Raw genomic sequence first — 17,219 nt, 5'->3', positions numbered from 1 at the left:
CGCACGTTGTCGGCGTCAGCCGCCTGCCCAGGTAAGCTTGCCGCTAGCGGCGTGATCCCATTTCAAGAACAACAAGGTGCCCCCGCATGCATTACCCCAGCCTGAACTTCGCCCTGGGCGAGACCATCGACATGCTTCGCGACCAGGTGCGCACCTTCGCCGCCGCCGAGCTCGCCCCTCGCGCCGCGCAGATCGACCACGACAACCTGTTCCCTGCCGACATGTGGCGCAAATTCGGCGACATGGGCCTGCTCGGCATCACCGTGCCGGAAGAATACGGTGGCGCAGGCCTGGGTTATCTCGCCCACGTGGTGGCGATGGAGGAGATCAGCCGCGCCTCGGCCTCGGTCGCGCTGTCCTACGGCGCCCACTCCAATTTGTGCGTCAACCAGATCAACCGCAACGGCACGCCCGCGCAAAAGGCCAAATACCTGCCCAAGCTGGTCAGCGGCGAGCACGTCGGCGCCCTGGCAATGAGCGAACCCAATGCCGGGTCGGACGTGGTGTCGATGAAACTGCGCGCCGACAAGCGCGGCGACCACTATGTGCTCAACGGCAGCAAGACGTGGATCACCAACGGACCCGATGCCAACACCTACGTCATCTACGCCAAGACCGATCTGGAAAAGGGCCCCCATGGCATCACTGCGTTCATCGTCGAGCGCGAGTGGGCAGGCTTTAGCCGCAGCAACAAGTTCGACAAACTGGGCATGCGTGGCTCGAACACCTGCGAGCTGTTCTTCGATGACGTGCACGTGCCCCAGGACAACATCCTCGGTCAACTCAATGGCGGCGTACGGGTGTTGATGAGCGGCCTGGACTACGAACGCGTGGTGCTATCCGGCGGCCCGACCGGCATCATGCAGAGTTGCATGGACCTGGTGGTGCCGTACATTCATGACCGCAAGCAGTTCGGGCAGAGCATCGGCGAGTTCCAGCTGATCCAGGGCAAGGTCGCCGACATGTACACCCAGCTCAATGCCAGCCGCGCCTACCTGTATGCCGTGGCCCAGGCCTGCGACCGCGGCGAGACCACGCGCAAGGATGCGGCCGGGGTGATCCTCTACACCGCCGAGCGCGCCACGCAGATGGCCTTGGAAGCGATCCAGATTCTTGGCGGTAACGGCTACATCAACGAATTCCCCGCAGGTCGCTTGTTGCGCGATGCCAAGCTGTACGAAATCGGCGCCGGCACCAGCGAAATTCGCCGAATGCTGATCGGCCGCGAGTTGTTCAACGAGACCCGCTGAACGCGCTGGCGCCACGGCAGGCTCATCACGCCAGCCGTGGCCACACTGGCCAACCTTGCAGGGCCGCGCCAAGGGCGCGCCACTGCACCAGGAGTCATGATGATTCTGAAATCCCAAGTGAACCCCAGGTCACCCGAATTCGCCCAGTGCCAGGCGGCCATGCAGGCCCAGGTGGACAACCTGCGTGAACTGCTTGCCCAGGTAGCCCAAGGCGGCGGCGCCAAGGCGCAGGAGCGGCACACCTCGCGAGGCAAACTGTTGCCCCGCGAGCGAATCGACCGTCTGCTCGATGCCGGTTCTGCCTTTCTCGAGATCGGCCAGTTGGCTGCACACCAGGTCTATGGCGAAGACGTTCCGGCAGCCGGCCTGATCGCCGGGATCGGGCGCGTGGAAGGCGTGGAATGCATGATCGTGGCCAACGACGCCACGGTCAAAGGTGGCTCCTATTACCCGTTGACGGTGAAAAAGCACCTGCGAGCGCAGACCATCGCCTTGCAGAACCGCCTCCCATGCATCTACCTGGTGGATTCGGGCGGCGCCAACTTGCCGCGTCAGGACGAGGTGTTTCCCGACCGTGAACACTTCGGGCGGATTTTCTTCAACCAGGCCAACATGAGCGCACTGGGCATCGCCCAGATTGCCGTGGTAATGGGGTCATGCACCGCAGGCGGCGCCTATGTGCCGGCGATGGCGGACGAGGCGATCATGGTGCGCCAGCAGGCCACCATCTTCCTGGCCGGCCCACCGCTGGTGAAGGCTGCCACGGGCGAGGTGGTGAGCGCCGAGGCGCTGGGCGGCGCCGATGTACATTGCCGTACCAGCGGTGTAGCCGACCATTACGCCGACAATGACGAGCATGCCCTGGCGCTGGCCAGGCGCTGCGTGGCCAATCTCAACTGGCGCAAGCTCGGCGCCGTGCAATGCATGCCACCGGTTGCGCCCTTGTATCCAGCGCAAGAGCTCTACGGCGTGATTCCGGCTGACGCCAAGCAGCCTTTCGATGTACGCGAAGTCATCGCACGGCTGGTCGATGGCTCGGTCTTCGATGAATTCAAGGCCCTGTTCGGAACGACCCTGGTGTGCGGTTTCGCTCACCTGCACGGCTACCCGATCGCCATCCTGGCCAATAACGGCATCCTGTTTGCCGAGGCTGCGCAAAAAGGCGCGCACTTCATCGAACTGGCTTGCCAGCGCGGTATCCCGTTGCTGTTCCTGCAGAACATCACGGGGTTCATGGTGGGCAAGAAGTACGAAGAAGGCGGCATCGCCAAGCATGGCGCCAAGTTGGTCACAGCCGTGGCCTGCGCGCAGGTGCCCAAGTTCACGGTCATCATTGGCGGCAGTTTCGGCGCCGGTAACTACGGCATGTGCGGCCGCGCCTACGACCCGCGCTTTCTCTGGATGTGGCCCAATGCGCGCATCGGGGTGATGGGCGCCGAACAGGCTGCCGGCGTGCTGGTGCAGGTCAAGCGCGAGCAGAGCGAGCGCAGCGGCGAGCCGTTTGGCGCCGAGGACGAGGCCAGGCTCAGGCAGCCGATCCTCGATCAGTACGAGCATCAGGGCCACCCCTACTATTCCAGCGCCCGCCTGTGGGATGACGGCGTCATCGACCCGGCGCAGACCCGCGATGTTCTGGGCCTGGCCTTGTCCGCTGCGCTGAACGCACCGATCGAACCGAGCCGCTTCGGCATATTCAGGATGTGATCCCATGAGCGATTTCACTACGGTAGAAGTGAGCCACGACCCACGTGGCTTCGCCACCTTGTGGCTCAGCCGCGAGGACAAGCACAACGCCTTCAATGCCTTGATGATCCGCGAGCTGAACATTGCCCTGGGGCAGCTGGCCGATGACGCGGGCGTACGCTTCGTGTTGCTGCGCGGGCGGGGGCGGCATTTCAGTGCCGGGGCCGACCTTGCGTGGATGCAGCAGTCGGCGCAGCTGGACTTCAACACCAACCTGGATGACGCACGCGAGCTGGGCGAGTTGATGTATGCACTGCACCGCATCAAGGTGCCGACCTTGGCGGTGGTTCAGGGCGCCGCATTCGGCGGTGCCCTGGGCCTGATCAGTTGCTGCGACATGGCCATTGGCGCCGAAGACGCCCAGCTGTGCCTGTCGGAGGTACGCATTGGCCTGGCGCCGGCGGTCATCAGCCCCTTCGTGGTCAAGGCCATCGGCGAGCGCGCAGCCCGCCGTTATGCACTTACGGCAGAGCGCTTCAGCGGGGCGCAGGCGCAGGCGCTTGGGTTGTTGGCCGAGGTGTACCCGGCCAGCCAATTGGAGGCCAACGTGGGTCAGTGGGTTGAAACCCTTTTGGCCAACAGCCCCCAGGCGATGCGCGCGACCAAGGAGCTGCTGCGCGAGGTCGATGGCGGTGCCTTGAGCCCCGGCCTGCGTCGTTATTGTGAGAACGCCATCGCGCGCATTCGTGTAAGCGCCGAGGGCCAGGAAGGCCTGCGGGCGTTTCTGGAAAAACGCCAACCTGCCTGGCAAGCCAATGCAAACAAGGAGCCACACCCATGAACCGCCCGCCATTGACAACGTTGCTGGTGGCCAACCGCGGCGAAATCGCCTGCAGGGTGATGCGCACCGCCAAGGCCATGGGCCTGACCACGGTGGCCGTGCACAGCGCCATCGACCGTAATGCCCGGCACAGCCGCGAAGCCGATGTGTGCGTGGACCTGGGTGGCAACAAGGCGGCAGACAGTTACCTGCAAATCGACAAGCTGGTGGCGGCGGCCAAGGCCAGCGGTGCCCAGGCCATTCACCCGGGCTATGGCTTTCTTTCGGAAAACGCAGACTTTGCCCGCGCAGTCGAAGCCGCTGGCTTGATGTTTCTGGGCCCGCCAGCGTCAGCCATCGACGCCATGGGCAGCAAGTCGGCAGCCAAGGCCTTGATGGAGGCCGCAGGCGTGCCGCTGGTGCCGGGCTATCACGGCCAGGCACAGGACCTGGAGACCTTCAGGCAAGCCGCCCGGCACGTGGGCTACCCGGTCTTGCTCAAGGCCAGCGCCGGGGGTGGTGGCAAGGGCATGAAGGTGGTCGAGGACGAAAGCCAATTGGCCGACGCCCTGGCGTCGGCGCAACGCGAAGCCCTGTCATCATTTGGCGATGCGCGGATGCTGGTGGAAAAGTACGTCTTGAAGCCGCGCCATGTGGAGATCCAGATTTTCGCCGATCGCCACGGTCACTGTCTGTACCTCAACGAGCGCGACTGCTCGATCCAGCGCCGTCATCAGAAGGTGGTCGAGGAAGCCCCTGCCCCAGGCCTTTCGGCAGATCTGCGCCGCGCCATGGGCGAGGCGGCAGTACGGGCGGCCCAAGCGATTGGCTATGTTGGGGCCGGCACCGTGGAGTTCTTGCTCGACGCCCGTGGCGAGTTCTTTTTCATGGAAATGAACACGCGCCTGCAAGTGGAGCATCCCGTCACCGAGGCCATCACCGGCCTGGACCTGGTGGCCTGGCAGATTCGTGTGGTCTGCGGTGAGCCCCTGCCCATCACCCAGGACCAGGTCCCGCTCAACGGTCATGCCATCGAAGTGCGGCTGTACGCCGAAGACCCTGCCAATGACTTCTTGCCGGCCACTGGCACCCTGACGCTGTACCGGGAACCGGCTTGCGGTGCAGGCCGGCGCGTGGACAGCGGTGTGAGCGAAGGCGATACGGTGTCGCCCTTCTACGACCCGATGCTGGGCAAACTGATCGCCTGGGGCGAAGACCGGGAACAGGCTCGCCTGCGTTTGCTAGCCATGCTGGATGAGTTCGCGGTAGGCGGTGTCAAAACCAACATCGCCTTCCTTCGACGTATCCTGGCCCATCCTGCATTCGCAGCAGCCGAGCTGGATACCGGCTTCATCCCGCGTCATCAGGATGTGCTGTTGCCCACCGCGCAGGCCTTGTCGGACGAGGGCTGGGAGGCTGCAGCCCAGGCGTGGTTGCAAAGCGAACCGCCCCGCACACGTTTGGATGACCCCCACTCCCCATGGGCCCAACGAGACGGGCTGCGCCTGGGGGCGGGCACCTCGACGACTGTGCATCTGACCCGCAACGGCCATGATCAGGTCATTACGCTCAACCAGACGTCCCAAGGCCTGTGGGGCCTGCAAGGCGATTGGCTGATGCGAGAGCAGTCAGGCCTGCGCACTCGCCACCTGGCCATTCGCAGAGGCGCCAGCCTGTATCTGCACTGGGACGGAGAGCTCCACACCTTCGAGGCATTCGACCCGGTTACCGAAGCGGCCATCGACCATGCCCACCAAGGCGGCCTGACCGCTCCCATGAACGGCAGCATCGTGCGAGTCTTGGTAGAGGTAGGCCAGGCGGTAGAAGCGGGTGCGCCGCTGGTGGTGCTGGAAGCCATGAAAATGGAGCACAGCATTCGGGCCCCCAAGGCCACCACGGTCAAAGCCTTGTTGTGCCAGGAAGGCGACATGGTCAGCGAAGGGGCAGCATTGGTCGAGCTGGAATCTTGAGCGCCTCGGGGTCGCGGTGCCCGACGGCCTGCGGCCCTTGCCTCACCGCTCGGGCCACGTGGCCTCAGAACGCGCCGTGTACCCGCACCACCACCCCCAGGAACTCGCAGCCGGTTTCGCACAGCACCGTGGGGTAACGGGTGTTCAACGGCTTGAGCATCTTGTCACCGCCTTCTTCGACCAACTGGCGTAGCACAGGCGCTTTGCCAGGCTGGCGGGCAATCACCAACCGGCCGGGCTCGGCTGGCAAGCCGGTGTCGACCAGCACACGCATGCCTTCCGGCACGCTCTTGCCGCTGGCGGCGTTCATCGAGTCGTTTTCCACGGCAAGCCAGAATGCATTGCCCGCAGGCATGTAGTCGGTCTGCTCATGTACCTCACTGGTTTCAGGCAAGGGGCCCTGCAAGTCCGCCCACTTGAGCACTGGAAAGCGGAAGCTCGCATAAAGCAGGGCCTGTGCGGAAACAGGCGGCTCAGCGCCGTAATTGCCGGGAGATTCACGCACGAGGTCGCGCTCGACCACCATGACCTGCGCCTCCAGAAAGACCAGCCCGAGCTTTTCCAGTTTTTCGTTGATGGTCTCCAACGTAGGGCGGCGCGTGCCGCGAAGCCAGTGCCCTACCCCACCCTGCGTCATGCCCAGGCGCTCGGCCAGTTTCAACTGGCTGAGGTTGTGTTCGCGCTTGTAGCGCTTGAGAAATGCATTCCAGTTTTCCATGAGCGGCAACAATACGGACTGTATTGGAAGCAGCAATACACAATCTGAATTATTTATTTGGCGCTAGAAAATACAAATTGACCTATGCTCTGAGTTCATTGTGTTTGACGAGAACCTGGAAGGTATCGCAATGAAACATCCGAAAAACGACGAAACAGATCTCGACAGCGAAGCCGCCCGCCGCGCGCTTGATTATTACCTGAACCCCAACCCGCCGCGTCCCACGCCCGAAAACAGGATCTGGACGCTTCACGAGGGCGTCACACGCGATCAAGCCCAGGAGCACGCCATCGCCCTGCTGCGCTGTGCGGCGGCAACCGCCCAGGAAACCGCCACCCACCAGCATGGTAGCCAGCGAGAACTGATGTTTGCGTTGATGCACATGATGGACATGGCTCGCGCGCTGCTGGAACACCAGCGCACGGCAGACCCCGCCGCTTGAGGCAGGTAGTGGAGAATGCGAGGGGTCAAAGTTGGCGCATGGCGTGTGAAGCCAAGGCCCTGGTTTGGGGGACAAGGAAGCGCAGCGGTAGGTATTCTACCGTCATGTATAAAAAAATCATTTGACTGGCAAATGATAACGATTATTATTGCACTCAGCTGATCGCGAGATCCGCTGGATAACCCGGAGCTTAGGTCGCTCTCGGATTATCTCCTCATCAGGCTAATCACGGTTTTTGACCCAGCTTTTTGCTGGGTCTTTTTTTTGGCTCTTCAGGCTAATGAAGATCGTGATGGCGGCGATGGTAGCAAAAGTGTTTCCAAGGGTGAACGGCCATTACAAAAGTTTGCCGGTTCAGCACTTGAGAATCAATCTCGTTAAGCTTAAGATCAGCGTCATGGATGCTCTCCCAGATGCTCGCTTCAGCAAGGAACTGCTCATGACCCGCATGCTCTTGCGCCTCCCCACGCCCTTACCCAAGCACGCTGCCGATAGCGATGCTGCCCTACTGCTCGCACTCAAGCGCCTGCCACGCGCTGCGCGCCAGGTGTTTCTGCTAAGCCGTCTCGATCAGTTGGCCCAGGCCAGGGTCGCCACACGTCTTGGCTTGCCGCTACGCAGTGTCGAGCGTCTCATGGTGCAGGCGTTGCTCGCCGTCCAGCCCCGCCCCGATGCCCCGACGCGCCAGGCAGCACAGTGGTATGTGCGTTTGCAGAGCCCGGACGTCACCGCATGCGAGCGTATCGACTTTCGTCGCTGGCTGGACGCCTCGCCCAACCACCTGCAGGCGTTCCACGCCACCGAGCTGTGCTGGCGCAGCTTGTACGAGCCTGCACTGGCCCTGGGCCGCGATGGCTGGTATCGCAAGGGTCGCGCTGCCCTGGCGCTGGGTGGTTGCTCCTTTGCTGCCGCGCTGGGCATGCCCGTATTGATCATGCTGGGGCTGTGGGCGTGAAACGGTTGCCAGCGCACGCGTCTTGATGCTCGCGACGTCACCACAGCGCGATATCGTACGTCAGGTACAGCCGATTGCTGTCACGGCCACGCGCAAAGTCCGAGCGGTACACGTAGTTGCGCAGCTTAACGCCAAGCCCTTTGGCGGGGCCTGATTGCACGACATACGCAAGCTCTGCATCGCGCTCCCACTCGCTCAGACCCGCCGCGCCAGAACGGCCGTTATCGCCGCTCAGGTAGCGGGTCATGAAGGTCAACCCCGGCACCCCGGCCGCTGCGAAATTGTAGACATAGCTCGCCATCCAGGTCTTTTCATCTTCTTCGATGAACTTGCCAATGCCCACGTTGCTGAATGAATACACCGTCGCCCCGCTGATGTACGGCAGCCTCGCTTCGCCATTGAGCGCTTGATAACCTGCACCGAACGTGTGGCCGGAATGCGTGTAGGCGATTTGCCCGCTGAGCATGTCATTGTCGATCGGGCCACCGTAGGCCGCACCGGTGCTTTTGCTTTTGAAATAGCGCAGGTCCGTGGTCAGGACACCGCCAGCCAGCGCATGGTCGTGAATCACCCCGGCGAAGTCCTGACGATAGAAATGCTCGAGCTGACCGTGATAGTAGCTCAGGCGCAGCTGTTTGCTGACGGTGTAGTCGGCGCCGGCGAAGCTGAAGTCTCCGGCTTCGCCGCCACTGTAGCCGTCCAGGTACAGGCCGGTGCTGTTCGAAGAATCGCGCTGTTTGAAACGGGTCAGGTGCCCTGCCGTGAGGTTCAGGTTATCGATTGCGGCACTGGTGACCTGCGTACCCTGGTAGGTTTGCGGCATCAAGCGAGCATCGTTGTGCACCAGCACTGGGGTCTTGGGCAACAAGGTGCCATGCCTGACGACGTTCTGGCCAACACGCGCCTTGAAGGTACCGCCCGCACTGGCGAACGCGTCGGCGGCCCGGCCGTCGTCATGCACAGGCAACAGGCCCGTGCCACTGCGGCCACGCCCCGAATCCAGGCGCACGCCCAACAAGCCCAGTGCATCGAGCCCCACGCCGAGGGTACCGGGGGTGTAACCCGACTGATAATCGAGCAAGAAGCCCTGCGCCCACTCGGTACGCTCGCTCTTGGCGGTGGCTGCGGCGCGGGGGCTCATGCCCTGTTCGTCGCGAAAGTTTTCGTTGAAATAGACATTGCGCATTTGCAACTTGAGCTTGCTGTCATCGATGAAGCCAGTAGCGCCGGCCACAGGCAGGCAGCCGCAGAGCAGGCCACACGTGGCCCCTCGCACGAGGGTCAAGGACATGATCGGTACTCTATTGTTGTTTTTGGGGTGTCAGCGATGGCGGGCGCCTGGCGCCCGCACCATTCAGACGAAGAACGACAACGCACCGGTCAACACCGCCAAGGCGGTGATGACCAGCGAAGTGAGCACTGCCCACTTCACCGTGGCCTTCTGGAAGTCGCCGATGTCCTTGTCCACCATGCCCACCAGCAGCAGGGTCGAGGCGACCAACGGGCTCATCAAGTGCACCGGCTGACCAAGCACCGAGGCGCGGGCGATTTCAACGGGGTCGATGCCATAGGCGGCGGCAGCATTGGCCAGGATCGGCACCACCCCGAAATAGTACGCATCGTTGGACAGCACGAAGGTAAGCGGCATGCTGGTCAGCGCCACCACCAGCGGGAACCAGTGGCTCCAGGCTTCCGGGATCCAGTCCACGAGGGTTTGCGCCAGGGCATCGACCATCTTGGTGCCCGAGAAGATGCCGGCGAAGATACCAGCGGCGAACACCAGCAGCACCACGGTCATGGCGTTGCCCGAATGGGCCAGGATGCGTTCTTTCTGCAGTTCCAGTTGCGGGTAGTTGATCATCAAGGCGGCAACGAAACCGATCATGAACAGGATCGCCGCGTGCATCAGGCCCAGCACCAGTGCGGTCATGACCACAATGACCAGCACCAGGTTCACGTAGGCCAGACGCGGACGCTTGTGGGGCGTGTCACCCAGGATTTCCTTGATGTAGCAATTGCCGCCGCCGGACTCCAGGGCCACGTTGCCGATGCGGCGTCGCTCGGCACGCCCCAGCAAGTAGGCGGTGAACACCACCCAGGCAGCCCCACCGATCACTGTGGGCAGCATGGGAATGAAGTAGTCGGTGGCATCGAGCCCAAGCGCTGCGATGGCACGGGTGGCAGGCCCGCCCCAGGGGCTCATGCCACTCATGATGCTCAACGACAGCATCGACACCGTTGCCAGGATCATCGGGTTCATGCCGATGCGCTTGTACAAGGGCAGCATGGCGGCGCAGGTGATCATGTAGGTGGTGGTACCGTCACCGTCCAGTGCCACCAGCAGCGACAGCAATGCAGTGCCAATGGCGATCTTGATGGGGTCGCCGTTGACGCGCTTGAGGATCTTACGGATCAGAGGGTCGAACAGGCCGGCATCGATCATCAAGCCGAAAAACAGGATGGCGAACAGCAGCAAGGCGGCCGACGGGGCCACCATTTTCAGCCCGTCGAGCATCATCTTGCCAAGGTCAGGCGCAAAGCCCCCCACCAGCGCGAAGACGATCGGTACGACCGTCAAGGCGACGATCGGGGACAGGCGTTTGCTCATGATCAGGTAGGTGAACGTCACCACCATGATCAAGCCCAGGAGTGCGAGCATGGCTTTTCTCTCTTGTTTTTATCCGGGTTGGGCCGCCGATGGCGCAGACGAGCCCCCTACCCGCGCGCGTTCCTGCACGCGGGTTGCTGCGTTTTGAGTTCAGGGTGTAGCGGACGTCTTAGCCGTGGTGGCCTGGCTTGGCGACCCAGGCGGCGTCGGGGCCTACCGTCGCCGGTGCCTGCTCGGCCACAGGCTCGCCATTGAGGCGACTGAGCAGAACCTGCTTGTCACACGCATTCTCGGAAATCGACACCACCACGGTGGCCACGGCATTGCTGGCAAGGCTCGTAAGGGCGCGGGCTTCGGACATGAAGCGGTCGATACCGATCAGCAGGGCCAGGCCTGCCAGCGGAATGTCATGGACAACGGTCAGGGTCGAAGCCAAGGCCACGAAGCCGCTGCCGGTCACGCCCGCTGCGCCTTTTGACGACAGCAGCATGATCGCCAGCATGGTCACCACCTGGCCCAGGCTCAGGTCGATGTTGCAGGCCTGGGCAATGAACACGGCGGCCAAAGACAAGTAGATCGCCGTGCCGTCGAGGTTGAACGAGTAGCCGGTGGGCAGTACCAGGCCAACGACCCCCTTCTTGCAGCCAAGCTTTTCCAGCTTCTCCAGCATGCGCGGCAACACCGGTTCCGTGGAAGAAGTGCCCAGTACCACCAGGAACTCTTCGCGGAAATAGCGCAGCAGCTTCCACAGGCTGAAACCATGGGCGCGGCAGATGCCGCCCAGCACGACCAGCACGAAGAACGCACAGGCGATGTAGAGCGTGCCGATCAGCTTGGCGAGCGACCCCAGCGAGGTCACGCCGTACTGCCCGACCGTGAACGCCAGGGCACCGAACGCACCGACCGGTGCGAAACGCATGAGGTAGCCGAAGATGCGGAACACCATGGTCGAGACCGCTTCCAGCACATCCAGCACCGGCTTGCCCTTCTCGCCCATGGACGACAGCGCGAACCCGCTGAGCACGGCGATGAACAGCACCGGCAGCACTTCACCCTTGTTGAACGCCCCCATGAAGGTGTCCGGGATGATGTGCATGAAGAAGTCCACCACGCCCAGCTTGGCGGCCGAGGCGGTGAACTGGGTCAACCCTTCGGTGCTCAGGGTGGCCGGGTCGATGTTCATGCCGACCCCTGGCTTGAACAGGTACACCGCGGCCAGGCCGATGATCAGGCTGACGATGGTCAGCCCCAGGAACAGCAGCAGTGTCTTGCTCATCAGGCGCCCGAGCGAGCGCTTGTCGGTCATGCCGGCTATACCGGTGACGATGGTGCAGAACACCACGGGCGCGATCATCATCTTGACCAGCTTGATGAAGGCATCGCCCAGGGGTTTGAGCGCAACGGCCTGTTGCGCCCAGAAGTGACCGACCACTACACCCAGCAGGACGGCGCAGAGGATCTGGAAGTACAGCGATTTGGCAAGTTTCATGAGGCATCACCCATTGTTCATATTGTGCGGATGCGCTTGTTGCAAGGTGCCGCGGTCAATCCATGCAGGTGGCTAGCCAGCCAACCTGCGCAAGGTGGGCGCGTAGACGAATCCTGAAAACAGCCGCCGGGCAGTACGTACCACCGAGGCTTGCAAGGTCTTGCCATCGGCGCCGCTGCGTGACAACGCGACGTCGATGCCACCGCTTGGATGCTCAAGGCGAACCTGGCTCAATTCCAGGGCGTGTTCACCCAGCAGATCCACAATGACGCTGCCAGGGCTGACACAGGCAGTGGCCAGCCCTACAGCACCCGTGATCGCCAGGGCACGGTGGCAATTGTGCGGCATGAAGTAGCGCACCTGGAGCGTGCCGTCGTAGCGCGGCTTGGACACCAGCACTGGCTTGGGTATCACCATGCCACTGACGTCGCCCAGGCCCATGGCCTTGCCGGCTTTGAGCCGCAGCGCTTCAAGACGCTTGAGCAGAGGGCCGTTGGCGTCGAGCTCGTCGGGCGTTTCGGCGCCGGTCATGCCCAGGTCACTGGCTTGGATGACCATCATGGGCATGGCCATGTCGATACAGGTCATCGGCACGCCATCGATCACATCCTTGGCTTGCCCGGTAGGTAACAGCTTGCCGGTCTTGCTGCCAACCGCATCGAGGAAGGTCAGGTGCACCGGCGCGGCGGTGCCCGGCACGCCATCGATGGCGGTACGCCCTTCATAGCGCACGATGCCACCTGGGGTTTCCACCAGCGAGTTGACGAAGGTGCCCGTGTTCAGGTTACGGATGCGCACCAAGGTCTTGCCTTCCTGGCCCTTGACCAGCCCCTGCTCGATGGCGAAGGGGCCGACCGCGCACAGCATGTTGCCGCAGTTGGGCGCAGTGTCCACGCGGCGCTGGGCGACCATCACCTGCACGAACAGGTAATCGACGTCGGCGTCGGCATGCAGCGACGGGCTGATGATCGCGACCTTGCTGGTCTGCGGGCTGCCGCCACCGATACCGTCGATTTCCAGCTCATGACCGGACCCCATCAGGTCGATGAGCAATTCATCACGCTCGACCACATTGGCAGGCAAGTCCCACGCATGGAAAAACGGCCCCTTGGAGGTGCCGCCGCGCATGAGTACGCAAGGAATTCGTTGCATGATTTCGCACTCTTGTTGATCAATGGACATCATTGATGCCGTGAGCAAAAGAGTGACAGGGATGGATAAATCATTCCAATGCAAATATCGTAGTGATTATTCCGTTTCACAAAACAATAATAGGCATTTTTGGTGAGGAGGTGACTGGTGGAATATGAGCTTCAAGACATACGATCTTTCGTCAAAATCGCCGAACTTGGGAGCTTTCACGAGGCTGCCGAGGTATTACACCTGTCCCAACCGGCTCTGAGTCGACGGATCAAGAAGCTAGAAGAAGGTCTGGGCACGTCGCTGCTGGAGCGCACTACGCGCCGCGTCAGCCTGACCAGCGTGGGCCGTGATTTTCTGCCCAAGGCCAGGCGCTTGCTGGACGACTTCGAGGATTCGATTCTCAGTATCCGGGAGTTGGCCGAGCGTCAGACCGGGCAGGTGACGCTGGCCTGTATCCCGACTGCAGCGTTCTATTTCCTGCCGTCGGTGATCCGCGACTACAACGACCAATACCCCAAGATCCGCATTCGTCTGTTGGACCTGAGCGCCAATGATGGCCTGGAGGCCGTGCTGCGGGGTGAAGCCGATTTTGGCATCAACATGATGAGCGGCCAGCACCCGGACATCGAGTTCGTGTCGTTGGTGCAGGAGCACTTCGTGCTGGCCTGCCGGCGCGACCACCCTCTAGCGAACCGCGATGCGGTGACCTGGACCGAGCTTGCCGACTACCGTTTGATCGGCGTGGGTCGATTGAGCGGCAACCGCATGCTGCTCGACCACGCCCTGGCCGGGCTGAACCTGCGGCCCAAATGGTTCTACGAAGTGCAGCACCTGTCCACGTCGTTGGGCATGGTCGAGGCCGGCCTTGGCGTCTCGGCCATGCCTAGCCTGGCCATGCCCAGTGCAGACCACCCGACCCTGGTAAGCGTGCCGTTGATCGAGCCGGAGGTGACCCGCACCTTGGGTCTGGTCTACCGCCGCGGCGCCTCGCTGTCGCCGGCGGCAGAGAAGTTCGTGTCGATCCTGCTGGAGAAATGGCCGAACCGGTGAGCATGAAACATTCTTAACGCCGCTTAATTTAGCGCCGGGCCAGGCTGCCAATAAGCTGCCCGTTTTATCTGGAGTATCTCCATGCTGAAAACGCTGTCCTGCACGGCACTGCTGGTCGCCACCTTTGCCTGCTCTGCCGCAGAACCCACCCATGACCAGGCCACCACGCTGACCGTGCTCAGCTCCGGCGGCATCATGGGTGCCATCCGCGGCGTTGCACCTGCCTATGAACACACCTACGGGGTAAAGCTGAACGTGCTTGCCGCGCCATCGATGGGCCAGACCCCGCAAGCCATCCCGAACCGGCTGAAACGTGGCGAGCCGGCCGATGTGGTGCTGATGGTGGGCTCGGCGTTGGACATTCTGGTTGCCGACGGCAAGGCCGACCAGGCAAGCCGCATCGACCTGGGCAAGTCGTTCATCGCCATGGCCGTGCGCAAAGGCGAGCCCAAGCCGGCTATCGGCACGATGGGCGAGTTGCGTCAGGTGTTGCTGGATAGCCCTTCGGTCGCCTACTCCGACAGTGCCAGCGGGGTCTACCTGTCAAAGACCCTGTTCCCTAGCATGAACCTGGGCGAAGGCTTCGCCCACAAAGCCCATATGATCCCTGCCGAACCCGTCGGCAAGGTGGTCGCACGCGGTGAGGCAGCCATCGGGTTCCAGCAGCTGAGCGAGCTCAAGCCGGTGCCCGGCATCGACATCGTGGGGCTGATCCCGGCCGAGGGGCAAAAGATGACGATGTATTCGGGTGCGGTGGTTGCCAACAGCCAGCACCGGGCGGCGGCCCAGGCGCTGCTTGATTACATGGCCTCTGCCCAGGCGGACGCCGCTATCGAGAAAAGCGGCCTGACCCCACTGCCGCACTCGGCTCACTAAGCTTCGACGCTCGGCCAGGGCATGTGGGTAGAAGGCGTGCCCTGACGGCGTGCCGCAGCGTCTGAGACCCATCCTTCCTCCTTCCCAAGGCCGTCGCGATGCAAGACATGCTGCAAGAGATTCTCGACCAGGTGCGCCCACTGCTAAGCCAGGGTCAGGTCGCGCAATACATCCCCGCCCTGGCCCAGGTCGACCCTAACCAGCTTGGCATCGCAGTGCAGGGCCTTGATGGCCAGTTGCACTGCGCAGGCGATGCCTACACGCCCTTCTCTATTCAGAGCATTTCCAAGGTGTTCAGCCTGGTCCAGGCGATCAACCATAGCGGCGAAGACATCTGGTCGCGCTTGGGCTACGAGCCCTCGGGCCAGGCCTTCGACTCGCTGGTGCAGCTGGAGGTGGAAAAGGGTCGTCCGCGCAACCCGTTCATCAATGCCGGCGCACTGGTCATCTGCGACATCAACCAGTCACGCTTCGCCACCCCTGCCCTGTCGATGCGCGACTTCGTTCGCCGCCTGGCTGGCAACCCGCGCATCGTCAGCGACACGGTGGTGGCCGAGTCCGAATACCAGCACCGCGCGCGCAATGCCGCGATGGCCTGGCTGATGACTGCGTTTGGTAACTTTCATAACGACGTGGACGCGGTGCTGAGCAGCTACTTCCATCACTGCGCGCTGTCGATGAACTGCGTCGACGTGGCCCGGGGCTTTGCGTTTCTGGCCAACAGCGGCTATTGCCCGCACAGCGGTGAACACGTGCTCAGCGCACGTCAGGCCCAGCAGGTGAACGCGATCATGGCCACCAGCGGCCTGTACGACGAAGCCGGCAATTTCGCCTATCGCGTGGGCCTGCCGGGCAAGAGTGGCGTGGGCGGTGGCATCGTGGCAGTGGTCCCCGGGCGGTACAGCATCTGCGTCTGGTCGCCAGCGCTCAACGCTTCTGGCAATTCACTGGCAGGTATCCGTGCGTTGGAATTGCTGAGTGAGCGCATCACGGGGTCGGTTTTTTCGGCGGTGCCTTGAGGGTCGTATTTCTGTGGCGGCCGTAATCTACTGCAGCAACTGCCGAACAACGTCCTTCGCCTGCCTGGACAGTGGCACGGAGTAAGGCGCAGTTTGTTGGTTACGACGGCCTTCCTTGCGCATTTCAAGCTGCAACTGTTTGACCACTTCGGGCGGAATCGTCCATAGGCCCCCGCCGCAGGTCGAACTGATCCGGGGTGGCCAGACGCAGCTCGCTGGTGCGCACGCCCGTCAGTGACAGCAGGCGCAAGCCTAGACGGATCTGCAATGCACCACCGTACCCCCGACAGCCTCAAACAGTCCAGGAAGCTCTGACACCCGCAGCAAGGGGTTGTGGACCACAGCCGGCTTAGGCGCGACCAGCACATCGAGATCCGGCGCAGGGTTCTGCTCCAGCCCTGGTGCTTTGACCGAAGCGAAGCGAAACAGCTGCTTGAACCACATCCGGACCTTCTCGGCCACGGTGTAAGCTCGGCGCCGCTCGATCTTGGCCAGCACTTCCAGCAGGTCATGCCGCTTGACCGCAAAGATGGAAAATTTGCCCACTACAGGCAACACGTAGTTATCAAAGATGCGCTGGATCTGCTACAGCGTGCTCTGCAGGCCCTTCTTGAGCACACCACTGCGGTGCTTGAATCACAAGCCGTACATCGCCTGGAAGGTGTTTTGCTCTGCGAGGTTGTGGGTGTGGCGCTGGTGGGGCCGGTGCATACAGGGATTGGGATCTGGGGCGATCAGCCGCCGCGCTTCGTCGCGCAGTGAGCGTGCCTGCCCAGGCCGACTTCGGGGTAGGTACCGAGGGGCATGCGTTTTTGCTTGCCAGCCCATGAATAGCGAAAGTGCCAAGATTTACCGCCAGCCCGCTCACGCCAAGTGACAGGCCGTCGCTATTTCCGAGGGTGTAGTCCTTGCCGGTGGAATTGGCTTGGCGAAAGGTTGCATCTCAAAGTGCGATGTACGAGCTCCTGAACATGAAATTCAGGGCTAGATGCTCGTGACGCTCGACGCTCCTCTCCAGCACAAACCGCCACAGTGAGAGTCCGAATTTCATGGACTAATTTGTGGACTAAAAAAGTCCGGATGCCCATGGATCGGCGCGGCTTTGACTGAAACGAAAAAAGACGCCTAAGCGTCTTTTTTCAATGACTTACAGACTTCCATGGAACTCTGTAGATCGATATTTGGAGCGGGAAACG

Annotated in this window: 15 protein-coding genes and 1 pseudogene; 9 read left to right on the top strand and 7 right to left on the bottom strand. The window is 62.2% G+C overall.

The annotated features are described in order from the left end of the window. Window positions 1–86: 86 nt before the first annotated feature. The 4 genes from B2S33_RS12755 to B2S33_RS12740 all read left to right on the top strand — a co-directional run bounded on the left by B2S33_RS12755 (window position 87) and on the right by B2S33_RS12740 (window position 5,723). Complete coding sequence (locus B2S33_RS12755; protein WP_023534776.1) at window positions 87–1,250, top strand: isovaleryl-CoA dehydrogenase; 1,164 nt, start codon at window positions 87–89, stop codon at window positions 1,248–1,250. Between the two features lie 96 nt (window positions 1,251–1,346). Next, entirely contained in the window at window positions 1,347–2,954 is a 1,608-nt protein-coding gene (locus B2S33_RS12750; RefSeq protein ID WP_027916225.1) for a carboxyl transferase domain-containing protein, read from the top strand. 4 nt (window positions 2,955–2,958) lie between these two features. After that, window positions 2,959–3,774, top strand: a complete 816-nt coding sequence (locus B2S33_RS12745; RefSeq protein WP_242809591.1) for a gamma-carboxygeranoyl-CoA hydratase — start codon at window positions 2,959–2,961, stop codon at window positions 3,772–3,774. Continuing rightward, window positions 3,771–5,723 carry an acetyl/propionyl/methylcrotonyl-CoA carboxylase subunit alpha gene (locus B2S33_RS12740; RefSeq protein WP_288650408.1) on the top strand — a complete coding sequence of 651 codons (1,953 nt, stop codon included), beginning with the start codon at window positions 3,771–3,773 and terminating at the stop codon, window positions 5,721–5,723. The genes B2S33_RS12745 and B2S33_RS12740 overlap by 4 nt, the downstream gene beginning before the upstream one ends. A 64-nt stretch (window positions 5,724–5,787) precedes the next feature. On the opposite strand, the gene B2S33_RS12735 is transcribed toward B2S33_RS12740, so the two are convergent. Next, window positions 5,788–6,441, bottom strand: coding sequence for a LexA family protein (locus tag B2S33_RS12735; RefSeq protein ID WP_027916228.1), 654 nt, complete (start codon window positions 6,439–6,441; stop codon window positions 5,788–5,790). Window positions 6,442–6,571: 130 nt separating this feature from the next. On the opposite strand from B2S33_RS12735, the gene B2S33_RS12730 reads away from it, so the two are divergent. Further along, entirely contained in the window at window positions 6,572–6,883 is a 312-nt protein-coding gene (locus B2S33_RS12730; RefSeq protein ID WP_028686560.1) for a DUF6124 family protein, read from the top strand. A gap of 439 nt (window positions 6,884–7,322) precedes the next feature. After that, complete coding sequence (locus B2S33_RS12725) at window positions 7,323–7,838, top strand: DUF4880 domain-containing protein (RefSeq protein WP_288650452.1); 516 nt, start codon at window positions 7,323–7,325, stop codon at window positions 7,836–7,838. A gap of 37 nt (window positions 7,839–7,875) precedes the next feature. Here B2S33_RS12725 and B2S33_RS12720 read toward each other — a convergent pair whose 3' ends face one another. From B2S33_RS12720 to B2S33_RS12705, 4 genes are all read right to left on the bottom strand, one after another. Then, the gene (locus B2S33_RS12720; RefSeq protein ID WP_145279866.1) at window positions 7,876–9,129 is read right to left on the bottom strand and encodes an OprD family porin; all 1,254 of its coding nucleotides are present in this window, start codon (window positions 9,127–9,129) and stop codon (window positions 7,876–7,878) included. A gap of 63 nt (window positions 9,130–9,192) precedes the next feature. Continuing rightward, entirely contained in the window at window positions 9,193–10,497 is a 1,305-nt protein-coding gene (locus tag B2S33_RS12715) for a CitMHS family transporter (protein ID WP_027916232.1), read from the bottom strand. 118 nt (window positions 10,498–10,615) lie between these two features. Next, a complete protein-coding gene (dctA, locus tag B2S33_RS12710) occupies window positions 10,616–11,935 on the bottom strand; it encodes a C4-dicarboxylate transporter DctA (RefSeq protein ID WP_288650406.1) in 1,320 nt (439 codons plus the stop codon). Window positions 11,936–12,007: 72 nt separating this feature from the next. Further along, window positions 12,008–13,087, bottom strand: coding sequence for a 4-oxalomesaconate tautomerase (locus tag B2S33_RS12705; RefSeq protein ID WP_288650404.1), 1,080 nt, complete (start codon window positions 13,085–13,087; stop codon window positions 12,008–12,010). A 147-nt stretch (window positions 13,088–13,234) separates the two neighbouring features. On the opposite strand from B2S33_RS12705, the gene B2S33_RS12700 reads away from it, so the two are divergent. The 3 genes from B2S33_RS12700 (at window position 13,235) to glsB (ending at window position 16,023) form a co-directional block, all read left to right on the top strand. Beyond that, on the top strand, window positions 13,235–14,128 hold the full coding sequence (locus B2S33_RS12700) for a LysR family transcriptional regulator (protein ID WP_027916235.1): 894 nt from the start codon (window positions 13,235–13,237) through the stop codon (window positions 14,126–14,128). An 81-nt stretch (window positions 14,129–14,209) separates the two neighbouring features. Continuing rightward, a complete protein-coding gene (locus B2S33_RS12695; protein WP_242809598.1) occupies window positions 14,210–15,004 on the top strand; it encodes a substrate-binding domain-containing protein in 795 nt (264 codons plus the stop codon). 98 nt (window positions 15,005–15,102) lie between these two features. After that, a complete protein-coding gene (gene glsB / locus B2S33_RS12690; protein ID WP_288650402.1) occupies window positions 15,103–16,023 on the top strand; it encodes a glutaminase B in 921 nt (306 codons plus the stop codon). A gap of 252 nt (window positions 16,024–16,275) precedes the next feature. Here the strand turns inward: glsB and B2S33_RS21610 are convergent, their stop codons facing one another. Together B2S33_RS21610 and B2S33_RS21605 are read right to left on the bottom strand one after the other, a co-directional pair. Continuing rightward, window positions 16,276–16,569, bottom strand: a complete 294-nt coding sequence (locus B2S33_RS21610; RefSeq protein ID WP_371920336.1) for a phage integrase central domain-containing protein — start codon at window positions 16,567–16,569, stop codon at window positions 16,276–16,278. A 188-nt stretch (window positions 16,570–16,757) separates the two neighbouring features. Continuing rightward, window positions 16,758–16,844: pseudogene (locus B2S33_RS21605) on the bottom strand (hypothetical protein); the annotation flags it as partial. Between the last annotated feature and the right edge of the window lie 375 nt (window positions 16,845–17,219).

It is taken from the genome of Pseudomonas sp. UBA5568, from assembly GCF_002425525.1.
Taxonomy (GTDB): Bacteria; Pseudomonadota; Gammaproteobacteria; order Pseudomonadales; family Pseudomonadaceae; genus Aquipseudomonas; species Aquipseudomonas fulva.
This window is presented reverse-complemented; position numbering and strand designations above follow the sequence as displayed.

What these genes read in the sequence shown, in the direction of transcription:
- B2S33_RS12755 (WP_023534776.1), top strand. Translation starts at nt 87, where the DNA reads ATGCATTACCCCAGCCTGAACTTCGCCCTGGGCGAGACCATCGACATG.
- B2S33_RS12750 (WP_027916225.1), top strand. Translation starts at nt 1,347, where the DNA reads ATGATGATTCTGAAATCCCAAGTGAACCCCAGGTCACCCGAATTCGCC.
- B2S33_RS12745 (WP_242809591.1), top strand. Translation starts at nt 2,959, where the DNA reads ATGAGCGATTTCACTACGGTAGAAGTGAGCCACGACCCACGTGGCTTC.
- B2S33_RS12740 (WP_288650408.1), top strand. Translation starts at nt 3,771, where the DNA reads ATGAACCGCCCGCCATTGACAACGTTGCTGGTGGCCAACCGCGGCGAA.
- B2S33_RS12735 (WP_027916228.1), bottom strand. Translation starts at nt 6,441, where the DNA reads ATGGAAAACTGGAATGCATTTCTCAAGCGCTACAAGCGCGAACACAAC.
- B2S33_RS12730 (WP_028686560.1), top strand. Translation starts at nt 6,572, where the DNA reads ATGAAACATCCGAAAAACGACGAAACAGATCTCGACAGCGAAGCCGCC.
- B2S33_RS12725 (WP_288650452.1), top strand. Translation starts at nt 7,323, where the DNA reads ATGACCCGCATGCTCTTGCGCCTCCCCACGCCCTTACCCAAGCACGCT.
- B2S33_RS12720 (WP_145279866.1), bottom strand. Translation starts at nt 9,129, where the DNA reads ATGTCCTTGACCCTCGTGCGAGGGGCCACGTGTGGCCTGCTCTGCGGC.
- B2S33_RS12715 (WP_027916232.1), bottom strand. Translation starts at nt 10,497, where the DNA reads ATGCTCGCACTCCTGGGCTTGATCATGGTGGTGACGTTCACCTACCTG.
- dctA (WP_288650406.1), bottom strand. Translation starts at nt 11,935, where the DNA reads ATGAAACTTGCCAAATCGCTGTACTTCCAGATCCTCTGCGCCGTCCTG.
- B2S33_RS12705 (WP_288650404.1), bottom strand. Translation starts at nt 13,087, where the DNA reads ATGCAACGAATTCCTTGCGTACTCATGCGCGGCGGCACCTCCAAGGGG.
- B2S33_RS12695 (WP_242809598.1), top strand. Translation starts at nt 14,210, where the DNA reads ATGCTGAAAACGCTGTCCTGCACGGCACTGCTGGTCGCCACCTTTGCC.
- glsB (WP_288650402.1), top strand. Translation starts at nt 15,103, where the DNA reads ATGCAAGACATGCTGCAAGAGATTCTCGACCAGGTGCGCCCACTGCTA.